The sequence below is a fragment of the Pseudomonas sp. lyk4-R2A-8 genome (genome assembly GCF_030209095.1).
Lineage (GTDB): Bacteria > Pseudomonadota > Gammaproteobacteria > Pseudomonadales > Pseudomonadaceae > Aquipseudomonas > Aquipseudomonas quebecensis.
This window is the reverse complement of record NZ_JARVSS010000035.1, coordinates 1-10,587: the sequence shown is the minus strand read 5'-3', so window position 1 is coordinate 10,587 and position 10,587 is coordinate 1. Positions and strand designations below refer to the sequence as shown.

Annotated in this window: 11 protein-coding genes and 1 pseudogene; 7 read left to right on the top strand and 5 right to left on the bottom strand. The window is 59.0% G+C overall.

The genetic code is table 11. From position 1 onward, the window contains the following. The 4 genes and pseudogenes from QRN10_RS23770 to QRN10_RS23755 form a co-directional block, all read left to right on the top strand. A partial coding sequence (locus tag QRN10_RS23770) for an RHS repeat-associated core domain-containing protein (protein WP_285429290.1) occupies nt 1-680 on the top strand: 680 nt, incomplete at its 5' end. Continuing rightward, entirely contained in the window at nt 677-1,036 is a 360-nt protein-coding gene (locus QRN10_RS23765) for a hypothetical protein (protein WP_253507149.1), read from the top strand. The genes QRN10_RS23770 and QRN10_RS23765, both read left to right, overlap by 4 nt. A gap of 90 nt (nt 1,037-1,126) precedes the next feature. Continuing rightward, nucleotides 1,127-1,411: pseudogene (locus tag QRN10_RS23760) on the top strand (RHS repeat-associated core domain-containing protein); the annotation flags it as partial. Between the two features lie 376 nt (nt 1,412-1,787). Then, entirely contained in the window at nt 1,788-2,171 is a 384-nt protein-coding gene (locus QRN10_RS23755; RefSeq protein WP_181079670.1) for a hypothetical protein, read from the top strand. A 152-nt stretch (nt 2,172-2,323) separates the two neighbouring features. Here QRN10_RS23755 and QRN10_RS23750 read toward each other — a convergent pair whose 3' ends face one another. The 5 genes from QRN10_RS23750 to QRN10_RS23730 all read right to left on the bottom strand — a co-directional run bounded on the left by QRN10_RS23750 (nt 2,324) and on the right by QRN10_RS23730 (nt 6,517). Next, on the bottom strand, nt 2,324-3,553 hold the full coding sequence (locus QRN10_RS23750) for a M20/M25/M40 family metallo-hydrolase (RefSeq protein ID WP_266249093.1): 1,230 nt from the start codon (nt 3,551-3,553) through the stop codon (nt 2,324-2,326). Between the two features lie 49 nt (nt 3,554-3,602). Further along, a complete protein-coding gene (locus tag QRN10_RS23745) occupies nt 3,603-4,661 on the bottom strand; it encodes a diguanylate cyclase (RefSeq protein ID WP_181079668.1) in 1,059 nt (352 codons plus the stop codon). A 79-nt stretch (nt 4,662-4,740) separates the two neighbouring features. Continuing rightward, nucleotides 4,741-5,373: a LysE family translocator gene (locus QRN10_RS23740; RefSeq protein ID WP_253507142.1), complete on the bottom strand. Its 633-nt coding sequence runs from the start codon at nt 5,371-5,373 to the stop codon at nt 4,741-4,743. A gap of 70 nt (nt 5,374-5,443) precedes the next feature. Continuing rightward, nucleotides 5,444-6,313 carry a sugar phosphate isomerase/epimerase family protein gene (locus QRN10_RS23735; RefSeq protein ID WP_253507139.1) on the bottom strand — a complete coding sequence of 290 codons (870 nt, stop codon included), beginning with the start codon at nt 6,311-6,313 and terminating at the stop codon, nt 5,444-5,446. Nucleotides 6,314-6,340: 27 nt separating this feature from the next. Continuing rightward, nucleotides 6,341-6,517, bottom strand: a complete 177-nt coding sequence (locus QRN10_RS23730; protein ID WP_181079665.1) for a rubredoxin — start codon at nt 6,515-6,517, stop codon at nt 6,341-6,343. A 159-nt stretch (nt 6,518-6,676) separates the two neighbouring features. On the opposite strand from QRN10_RS23730, the gene QRN10_RS23725 reads away from it, so the two are divergent. From QRN10_RS23725 to QRN10_RS23715, 3 genes are all read left to right on the top strand, one after another. Continuing rightward, the gene (locus tag QRN10_RS23725; RefSeq protein ID WP_285429289.1) at nt 6,677-8,095 is read left to right on the top strand and encodes an aminotransferase-like domain-containing protein; all 1,419 of its coding nucleotides are present in this window, start codon (nt 6,677-6,679) and stop codon (nt 8,093-8,095) included. Between the two features lie 133 nt (nt 8,096-8,228). After that, the gene (locus tag QRN10_RS23720) at nt 8,229-8,969 is read left to right on the top strand and encodes a response regulator (protein WP_181079663.1); all 741 of its coding nucleotides are present in this window, start codon (nt 8,229-8,231) and stop codon (nt 8,967-8,969) included. Continuing rightward, nucleotides 8,966-10,285, top strand: a complete 1,320-nt coding sequence (locus QRN10_RS23715; RefSeq protein ID WP_285429288.1) for an ATP-binding protein — start codon at nt 8,966-8,968, stop codon at nt 10,283-10,285. Before QRN10_RS23720 ends, QRN10_RS23715 begins: the two co-directional genes overlap by 4 nt. Nucleotides 10,286-10,587 lie beyond the last annotated feature (302 nt).

Genomic DNA, 10,587 nt, shown 5'->3' with positions numbered 1-10,587 from the left:
ATCGCTACTACAATCCGGATATCGGCCGCTACCTGACGCCGGACCCGGTGAAGTTGGCGGGTGGGATTAATGGGTATCGGTATGTGCCTAATCCGACGGGATGGGTGGATCCGCTGGGGTTGAACTCTTGTCCCGGTGCGCAAGGTTGCAATCCAACCTCTGCAGCTCAAAACTCTGCGGAAAGAGTCAATCACAGAGAACCAGACTTACCGAAACTGACACGCCTGGAGCGACAGGCGAGGATTGATGAGCTTGCAGAGTCAAACATGCACCGACATTTATCGAAACTGGAGACTTCAATTCCCGGAGCACACTTCTTAGAAAAACACGGAGCTCAGACATCATTAGAATCCCAGCTTGATCGTGTAGAAACAGCTAGGAACCCCAGCACCGGCGAAATCGAGATCTTCGAAAGAGGTAGAAGAGCGGGACAGCCTAGACTTCCAAGCGCAGCTACGCACTTCCTTAGCCATAGAGATCAATTCAATGCAATAGAACGAGCAATTTTAATATTCAACCTAAATGGCAGAGCGACATCCCCAAGACCGATGGACATGGGAAAAATTGTCGGCGAGGGCTATAAGAGAGAGGGTCTTGAATATGGAGAGCAGTCAAAAGCCATTGTACATTTAAACAGAGAAGGAAAACCAATCACTGCTTATACGGAGTTTGAACAATGAAAAACAAACCAGATCTACAGATACTACAAGGACTGTTATTTACTTACTGCATAGAAAACACAACAAATTTAGAGCGAGAAAAAATCATTGTATCAAAAAACGTAAACGACGAAACGGAACTTTCAGAACTTTTTAATACTTTAACCAAGCCAGAATTCTTATCATACAAAGAAGATGAGCAGCTTTGGTTCATAGAAACTATCAAGCATTATTTATCAACAGATCAAGACTTTGAATCTGTTTTCCACTTGTTCGACACTTACTTCAACGACGACATAATCGACAAGAGGAGCTTCATGAAAACATTACTTAACTGCCTTATTAGTTACCAAAAAGAAGCTGCGCTAAAAGTTTGAAAACGGCGTTGAAGTTGATCTTATAAACCAACACCGCCCTTGCTGATAAGCCGCATTCACCGGTAGCGAGCTTGCTCGCTACGCAGGGCAAGCCTGTTCCACAGCGCCTACGGCGAAATCGTCCGCCTCGACGTAGGCAACCTCGACAACCCCCTGCGCTTCCAGGGCCAATACTTCGACAAAGAAAGCGGTCTGCATTACAACCGCCATCGCTACTACAATCCGGATATTGGTCGCTACCTCCCGCCGGACAGGGTGAAGTTGGCGGGTGGGATTAACGCCTACCAATACGTGCCTAACCCTACCGGGTGGGTGGATCCGCTGGGGCTAAGCCCATGCCCTGGTGAAGATAAATGCAAGCCGAACAGCAATGCTGACAACTATTTTATAAAAACTACTGTCGACAAAAGAACACCGCTAAGCCAAATCAGCACAAACAATGCGCCTGTAATGGGCTACCACAAGGAAATTTATGCTAACAAACCTATTAAGCCGGAAGAAACCACTCAAAAATGGGAAAAGTTTCTAGGGCCTGGGCCACATTCAAACATCCACCCAAGAACGGGCACCCCTGATAGTGACAGAATAGTTTCTAGCGACGCGGAAAGAAGTATTCGCTACGGCGCTCATGAGATGAACAGTAAGCCGAGCAAACATCACTATCATGAGGAAGCGTGGACGCTAGAGCTTAAAAGCAACACAATGAACGTGGATAACACAGTTGTCAGAGTCCCACTATCGAAGAAGTGAAATGAAAATACATATTACCGAAGCATTTTCTGTGAAAGGCACTTTATATGTGAAATTCCAATCGCCATCTGGAAATGCCACTGCGCTATGGAGCGGAAACGCTCCAGAGAACAATGAAATTCTGGATGTGGAATTCGATCTGGATGATGTTTTTTCCTGGGGGAAGAACATCAAGCTTTCGAACAAGAAAACACCACATATCACCACTCTAAATGGCGTCACCCAAATAACGGCTGAGATGATTAAAAATCAGGGTGAAGAATGTGCAGCATTAAAAATCAACGACTCAATCATCCTTATTGACCTTGAGAAACCGATAGCTGAAAAAACAGGTTGGGTTCAAGTGAGCACAGCAAGAATCCGGCTCTACCCCACGAGTATCTGAACGATACTTGAGTTCACACCACCACTATCTATCTCCAAACATAGGCGACAGCGCTTAAAACCACGTTTAGGGCTGCTACGCAGCCCAACGCAGGGCAAGCCTGCTCACCACAAAAAAGCTCAACTGTAGGTGTCAGCGGGCCTAACGTCCGGTCACCGCTTCGCCAGCTCCATAATCATTCGACTCAACAAATAAACGCGCGGCACCACGCTTTCCACCTCCGCATATTCCTCCGGGGTATGGATATTGCCGCCGACAATACCAAACCCATCCAGCGTCGGCGTTCCCACCCCGGCGGACAGGCTGGCGTCCGCCGCGCCGCCACTGCCTTCAATGGTCAACTTTTTACCCAACTCCCCATAAATCCCCTGGGCTATCGCCACTAATTTGTCCGACTCCGGCGTCTGCGGCATGGGCGGCAGGCCGCGTTTGAGAGTGGTGGTGACTTCGGTTTCCGGGATCAGTTTGTCGGCCGATACTCGCGCGAGGTCTTTTTCAATACGGTCGAATTCCTCCGGCAGCGCCGCGCGTACATCCGCCTTGGCCATGGCGTGATCGGGGATGACGTTGGTGCGGTCGCCGGCCTGGAGCACGGTAAAGTTGATGGTGGTTTTCTTTTCGGCATCCCCAAGTTTGCCCAGTTGCAGGACCTGGTGCGCGGCTTCCATGGCGGCGTTGCGGCCCAATTCCGGGGCGACGCCGGCATGGGCGGCCTTGCCCTTGACGTCGACCAGCGCCGTGGCGCTGCCCTTGCGCCATACCACCAGGCCATCGGCCGGGCGGCCGGGTTCGAGGTTCAAGGTGACGTCGTGGGTCTTGGCGGTGGTGCGGATCAGTTCCGACGCTATGTCCGAGCCGGTCTCTTCGCTGGCGTCGAGCAGGAAAGTGATCTGCGCATAGTCCTTGAAGCCCTGGTTTTTCAGGACTTTGAGCGCATAGATACCGGCGACAATACCGCCCTTATCATCCATCACCCCAGGGCCATAGGCGCGACCGTCCTTGATATGGAACGGGCGCTCGGCCGCCGAGCCCTCCTTGAACACCGTGTCCATGTGCGCCATCAGCAGGATTTTGGCCTTGCCAGTCCCCTTGAGAGTCGCAATCACATGGCTGCTGTCGGCGGCGGCATCCGGCACCCGCTCAATGTTGAAGCCCAGTTGCTTGAGCTCTTCGACCGCAATGTCGCTGACGTGGGTCAGGCCCGGGCCATAGCCTGAACCGGAATCGATATTGACCAGGCGCTCCAGCAGTCGCAGGGCCTCGGCCTTGTATTGTGCGGCGTCCGCGTGGATCGGCTTATAAAGTTCGGCGCTGTAGGCAGGTACGGCGAAGGACATAGCCAGGGTGGCCGCCAGGAGGGTGCGCGGGAAGTTGAAATGCATGAACCGATCCTTGTTTGTTGTTGAAGGGTGCACGCCACACCCTACCCCACTAGACCGACCGCAACCAACTCCCCTGCGCCGCGCTGACTCGGTTACGCCCGGTGTTCTTGGCCTGGTACAACGCCAGGTCAGCGTCGTTGAGCCAACTGATGGAGTCGGCATGCCCTGGCTGATACGGCGCCAGGCCGATACTCAGGCTCGCGCGCAATGTAGGGTCCTGGGCGTAGGCCAATGCGTTGAAGCGGTCGCGCAAGGCATCCATGACCTCGGTGGCGCGGTTGAGCGGCATGTCCGGCAGGATCACGCAGAACTCGTCGCCGCCATAGCGCCCGGCCTGGTCGGTGATGCGCAGGTTCTGGCGCAGCACTTTGCTGAGCTGGCGCAACACGATGTCACCGGTGACGTGGCCGTAGGTGTCATTGATAAGCTTGAAGTGATCGATGTCGATCAGGGCAATCGCCGCCCCTCGCTGCTCGGCACGGCAGCGCTGGAACTCGATCTCCAACTGATCTTTCCACGCCCCGTGGTTGAGCAGCCCGGAGAGGCTGTCGGTGCGGCTCAAGGCCAGCAACTCGCGCTTGTGTCGGGACAGGCTCTGGGCCTGGCGATAGCAGATCCAGCCAAGTACCAGCGGGTACACCATCAGAATCGGCAGGCAGGCATACAACTGCGCCTGGGTGGTAACAGCAATGAACGCCGGCGCAATCAACCACCACGCCGCAGCGACGCCCAAGGCCTGTGCGCACCAGCCGGCAAATACGAAACGCGGCCCGCCGATGGACACGTTATTCATCGACATCATCGACAGCACGGTGACACTGGGCAGCGGATTGAAGTGCATGGCGCCGACCCAGAAACCGCCGCAGAACGAATCGAACAGCAGGTGACGACGCTCACTGCGCAGGGTCTGGCTGGCGCGAAGGGTCAATTGGAAGGACAGATGGGGCCAGACAAATGCATTGATCAGCATCCAGGCCCACACCCACGCAGGCGGGTTAAGGGGGTACATGGCGAACACCACGCACACAACGCCCAAGGCCATTCCGAAGGCGCGAGTCTTGTGAAGGCGAATGGCGAGCGGAAGTCCTTTTCCTCCGATGGCGGGCATGATGAGGACAATCCTGGAGGAATGCCTGGAGTCTATCAGGGCACCGGCAAATTGCCACTACTGCTGACAGGGACGTTGCTCAGTGGGAAAAACCCCGCGCCAACATCAGCGCCACCCCCAGCAGCAGCACGGCCGTGGCACGCTGCAACAGCACGCGGCGCTTGGGGTTTTCCAGCACGTGTTTGATGCGCTGGCCAAAGTAGCAATACAAGCAGCCGCTGGCGAACTGCAACAGCAGGAACGTCAGCCCCAGTATGGCGATATCCGTCGCCGAACTGTGCTCCCCTGCCCCGGCGAACTGCGGGAACACCGCGCTGAACATGATGATGGTCTTGGGGTTGGAAAACCCGGTGAGCAACCCTTTGCCGAACAGGCTGCGCGAGCCTTCCACGGCGCCGGCCTTGTCGATGGACACGCCGCTGCTGGTCCACTGTTTATAAGCCAGGTACAGGATATAGGCCACGCCGACGAACTGGATGGTCTGGGTGATGGCGAGGTTGCCCTTGATCAGTTCCGAGAAGCCCACGGCAAAGATCAGTATCGAAATCAGGTAAGACACGCTGGCGCCGATCTGCGCCGGGATCGAGCTGCGCAGGCCGTCCTTCAAGCCCAGGCTCAACAGCAGCAGGGTCATGGGGCCGGGGCTGAACGTCATGGTGGCGCAAAACAACAGAAAGTAGAGAAACGAAGAGAGCGTTAACGCGCTTGTCATGGTCATGGACCTTGGCTAGGGAGAAGCAACAGCAAAGGGGCGGACCGTTCAGCGCCCGCCCCGGGACTTATCAAGCCACCGCGATTTCGGTGGTCAGGGACTCGCGGTACATCACCGCCAGCTCAGCCAGGGCCGCCTTGGCGCTCTGGTTGCGGGTTTCGAAGGCCACCAGGCCCTTCCAGTTGGTTTCGACGACGGCTTGCATCACGTCGGCGTAGTCACAGTTGCCGTCATGAATACCGAAATGCTGGTCTTGCACGCCGTTGTTGTTGCTGAAGGAAATCCCCTTGATCAAGTGGTGATATTTGCGCACCACCTCGGCCGGCAGACCGTTCTCGATGTTGGCGTGGCCGGCATCGAGAAAGAAGAACACGTTGGGATGAGCCTGCAGACGTTCGAACACGAACGCGTATTCCGCTTCATGGGTAAAGATGTAGTGGAATGGCCGGTAGTTGACATAGTTGGACAGGTTTTCCAGGTAGATATCCACGCCCTTGGCCTCGGCATATCGCGCCAACTCCTGCACCGACTGCAGGTAGTGCTCCAGCGCAACCTTTTTGGCCTTGAGCACCATCTTCGGCTCGACGATACAGCCACCGTGGATAATCAGCGGCGCGCCGAGGCGGCTGGCGATGTCGATCTCCTGCTTGACGTACGCCACCGCCGCCACGCGGAACGCCTGCACATCGCTGCCCAGCGGCGCCTTGAAGTTACCGTGGAACACCGGTTTTACCCCGCTGGCCTGGATCTGTTCCTGCAGGCTGACAATGCGCGCCTCGGTCCAGTCGTCGACCATTTCGCCGAACAGGCTGCCGTCGATGTACCAGTGGGTGCAGCCGCCTTCAACGGCGGTCTGCAGGCCTTGCTCGGCGCTCAGGTATTTCTGGTGGGCGACGCCGGTGCAGAACGGTACGGCACCCGTGATCAGTTTACTTTCCATGGAGCGATTCCTTTCGTTGATGGAGGGTCAGGCGTGAGCGGGGAGTTCGATGGCCATGAAATCGGCCTTGGTCACGCCGCAGTCCGGGCATGTCCAGTCTTCGGGCACCTCTTCCCAAGGGGTGCCCGCCGGGATTCCGTCCTCCGGAATGCCCAATGCTTCTACGTACATGAAGCCACAGGGTGCGCACATATAAGTCGTCATAAGAAATGCAGAATCCATTGCTCACTTGTAGGGAAAATCGCCATATCCGGGCGAGATGGCGCGCAGTCTAGGGGAGTGGCGTTGCACAAGGCAGGTAAAGTGATGCCTAATCCGGCCTAACTTCACCGGTAAAACCACCGGCAAAGACAAGGAAGGTTTATGTTCGTATCCGCCATCGCCTTTGTGGAAGGCGCGCCGAAGGTGCAGCAGATTGTCGAGGCGTTCAGCCAGGCCATCGAAAACGGCGAGTGGGCACCGGGCAGCAAACTGCCCTCCGTGCGCGAGTTGACCCATATCCTGGGCGTGAGCAAATTCACCCTCAACGAAGCCCTCGACCGCCTGCGCGGGCGCAACCTGCTGACCTCCAGCCAGGGCCGCGGCTACTTCGTGGCGATGGACAGTGCGCGACCGGCGTCGGCCACCTGGGTCGACCTGCTGCCTCAGGACCTGCTCAGCGTACTGCGCCGCCCCTTGGTCACCGCCAGCGGCGAACTGCGCCCCGGCGGCGGCCACCTGCCCGAAGCCTGGCTGAACGGCGAGGCCATTCGCCAGGCCATGCGCAGCGTAGTGCGCGCGCCGTCGCTGCGGATTGCCGGGCTGGGCACGCCGGCAGGCCTGCTGCCGCTGCGCCAGGCCCTGCAACACAAGTTGCACGGTGAAGGCCTGTCGGTGCCGGTCGAGCAGATCATCACCACGCCCAACACCGTGCAGGGCCTGGACATGCTCATGCGCCTGCTGGCGCGCCCCGGCGACACGGTATTGCTGGACGCGCCGTGCTACTTCAACTTTCACGCCAACCTGGCGCTGCATGGGGTCAAGGTGGTAACCATCCAGCGTCGCCCGGACGGTTTCGACTTTACCGCCCTTGAACAGTTGCTGGCCGAACACCGCCCCAGCCTGTACCTGACCACCAGCGTGCTGCATAACCCCACCGGTCATTCGTTCAGCCCGAGCCAAGCGTTCCGTCTGCTGCAACTGACCCAGCATTACCACTGCCATATCGTCGAAGACGACCTCTACGGCGACCTGCACCCCAACCCACCGCCCCGCCTGGCGACCCTCGCCGGCCTCGGACAGGTGACTTACCTGTCGGGGTTCTCCAAGATCCTCAGCGCCAACACCCGCGTCAGCTACGTGGTGGCCGCGCCGCAATTGGCGGCCAACCTGACCAATATGAAGCTGATGAGCGGCGGCGTGACCTCGGAGCTGTTCGAGCAGATCGTCTATCGCATGCTCAGTGAAGGCAGCTACGCCAAGCATCGCAAGCGCATGGTCCAGCGGCTGGTGGAGGCCGGCGGCCGTGTGGAGCAATGGCTCAGGCGCTGCGGCTGCGAACTGCCGATGCCCTACGAGGGCGGCATGTTCATCTGGGCGCGCCTGCCGGCGGGCGTAAACGGCGAACTGCTGGCCCAGGAAGCCTTGAAACGCAGCATGGTGCTGGCGCCGGGCGCGCTGTTCGGCTACGACCCCGCCCACCGCGATTCGATGCGTTTCAACGTGGCCCACAGCGACGAACCGCGCGTGCAACGGGTCTTCGAGGCCTTGCTGCGCAGCGGAGCCGGCAAGGCCGGAGATTGATCGCGCCGAGACGGTTTTTTGCTTCACCGTGTATCCATCCGGCGACAGATACACTGCAATACAAAGCGTACAAGGCAACGCGGATGACAGTCGCTAGACTGCGCTCCAACGAGCATTCAACGAGGAAGGCAGCATGGATCATGTCGATCACATCCTGATTGTCGATGACGACCGGGAGATCCGTGAACTGGTGGGCAATTACCTGAAAAAGAACGGCATGCGCACCACCGTGGTCGCCGATGGCCGGCAGATGCGCAGCTTTCTGGAGACCACTCCCGTGGACCTGATCGTGCTGGACATCATGATGCCCGGCGACGATGGCCTGCAGCTGTGCCGCGAATTGCGGGTGGGCAAGCACAAAACTACGCCGGTGCTGATGCTGACCGCGCGCAACGACGAGACCGACCGCATCATCGGCCTGGAAATGGGCGCCGACGACTACCTGGTCAAGCCCTTTGCCGCCCGAGAGCTGCTGGCACGCATTAATGCGGTGCTGCGCCGCACGCGGATGCTGCCGCCCAACCTGGTGGTCAGCGAGACCGGGCGGCTGATCCGCTTCGGCCGCTGGCGCCTGGACACCACCGCGCGCCACCTGCTCGACGATGACGACACGCTGGTGGCCTTGAGTGGCGCCGAGTACCGCCTGCTGCGCGTGTTCCTCGACCATCCCCAACGCGTGCTCAATCGCGACCAGTTGCTCAACCTGACCCAGGGCCGTGACGCCGACCTGTTCGATCGCTCCATCGACCTGCTGGTCAGTCGCCTGCGCCAACGCCTGCTGGATGACGCCCGTGAGCCGGCGTATATCAAGACCGTGCGCAGCGAAGGCTACGTGTTCTCGCTGCCGGTCAAAATCCTCGAGGCCGACCAATGAGCTGGCGGCTGGGCTGGCCCCGCACCCTGGCGTCGCAACTGTCGCTGATCTTCCTGATCAGCCTGGTGTGCGCCCATGGATTATCGTTCAGTGCGCAGTTCTACGAGCGCTACATCAGCGCGCGCACGGCGATGCTGGGCAACCTGGAAAACGATGTGGCCACCTCGGTGGCGATTCTGGACCGCTTGCCCGCCGATGAGCGCGCCAGCTGGCTGCCCCGCCTGAACCGGCAGAATTACCGCTACCTGCTCAACGCCGGCGAACCAGGCCAGCCCTTCTCAAGCGATGACATGCCCATGGCCGCCACCTCGATTGCCGAGGCGCTGGGTTCGCATTACACGCTGACGTTTCGAAATATCCCCGGGGCGCGGCCGCACTTCCAGGCGCACCTGACCCTGGCGGACGGCAGCCCGGTCACTGTTGATGTGCGTCCCGCCGCCGTCCCCGTGGCCTATTGGCTGCCGGTGGTGCTGGTACTGCAGCTGGCGCTGTTGTTGGGTTGTACGGGGTTCGCGGTGCGCCTGGCGATCCGCCCGCTCGCGCGCCTGGCCCGCGCAGTGGAAACCCTGGACCCCAACGCCCACCCCACGCCCCTGGACGAAAAAGGCCCCACCGAAGTGGCCCATGCCGCAGCGGCGTTCAACCACATGCAACAACGCATCGCCGACTACCTCAAGGAACGCATGCAGATCCTCGCGGCGATTTCCCACGACCTGCAAACGCCGATTACCCGCATGAAGCTGCGCGCCGAGTTCATGGAAGACTCCACCGACCGCGACAAACTGTGGAACGACCTGGGGGAAATGGAGCACCTGGTGCGCGAAGGCGTGGCCTACGCGCGCAGCGTCCACGGCGCCAGCGAGACCAGCCAGCGCATCGACCTGGACGCCTTTCTCGACAGCCTGGTGTTCGACTACCAGGACATGCACAAACAGGTCGCCCTCAGCGGCAAGAGCGCGGCGGTGCTCGACACCCGCCCCCACGCGCTGCGCCGGATACTGGTGAACCTGGTGGACAACGCCCTCAAATTCGCCGGTTCCGCCCACGTGCAAGTCGCGGCCATGGCTGACGGCGAACTGTCGATCAAGGTGCTGGATGATGGACCGGGCATCGCCGAAGACGAACTGCCGCAGGTGCTGCAGCCCTTCTACCGGGTCGAAAGCTCGCGCAATCGCGGCACCGGCGGCACAGGCCTGGGCCTGGCGATCGCGCAGCAGTTGGCCGTGGCAATCGGTGGCTCGCTGACCTTGAGCAACCGCTCGCAGGGCGGGCTCTGTGCCGAGGTCAGGCTGCGCGCGCAGGGTGCGACGACGTAACCGGCCTGCTGCGTTGACCAACGTTGTTACACACCATATAGTGTGCCCACTAACAATGCAGACCACTACATAGTGTGAGACATCGGTGTTTACTGACCACACTCTGCGCACTATTTCAATGCGTTGATGCCTGCAAATCACCTATTTTTTGGACGGGGTTCACACCCCGTCAGAACAGACCTTGAAGGAATATTTCGATGCTGAGTTGGGATGAAGTCGACAACGAAGACACCGGCACAGCGGTGATCAAAGGCGCCAACGCCGGCCACGCCACCGAAGCCAACATGGACCGCCTCGACGGT

What these genes read in the sequence shown, in the direction of transcription:
- QRN10_RS23765 (WP_253507149.1), top strand. Translation starts at nt 677, where the DNA reads ATGAAAAACAAACCAGATCTACAGATACTACAAGGACTGTTATTTACT.
- QRN10_RS23755 (WP_181079670.1), top strand. Translation starts at nt 1,788, where the DNA reads ATGAAAATACATATTACCGAAGCATTTTCTGTGAAAGGCACTTTATAT.
- QRN10_RS23750 (WP_266249093.1), bottom strand. Translation starts at nt 3,553, where the DNA reads ATGCATTTCAACTTCCCGCGCACCCTCCTGGCGGCCACCCTGGCTATG.
- QRN10_RS23745 (WP_181079668.1), bottom strand. Translation starts at nt 4,661, where the DNA reads ATGCCCGCCATCGGAGGAAAAGGACTTCCGCTCGCCATTCGCCTTCAC.
- QRN10_RS23740 (WP_253507142.1), bottom strand. Translation starts at nt 5,373, where the DNA reads ATGACAAGCGCGTTAACGCTCTCTTCGTTTCTCTACTTTCTGTTGTTT.
- QRN10_RS23735 (WP_253507139.1), bottom strand. Translation starts at nt 6,313, where the DNA reads ATGGAAAGTAAACTGATCACGGGTGCCGTACCGTTCTGCACCGGCGTC.
- QRN10_RS23730 (WP_181079665.1), bottom strand. Translation starts at nt 6,517, where the DNA reads ATGACGACTTATATGTGCGCACCCTGTGGCTTCATGTACGTAGAAGCA.
- QRN10_RS23725 (WP_285429289.1), top strand. Translation starts at nt 6,677, where the DNA reads ATGTTCGTATCCGCCATCGCCTTTGTGGAAGGCGCGCCGAAGGTGCAG.
- QRN10_RS23720 (WP_181079663.1), top strand. Translation starts at nt 8,229, where the DNA reads ATGGATCATGTCGATCACATCCTGATTGTCGATGACGACCGGGAGATC.
- QRN10_RS23715 (WP_285429288.1), top strand. Translation starts at nt 8,966, where the DNA reads ATGAGCTGGCGGCTGGGCTGGCCCCGCACCCTGGCGTCGCAACTGTCG.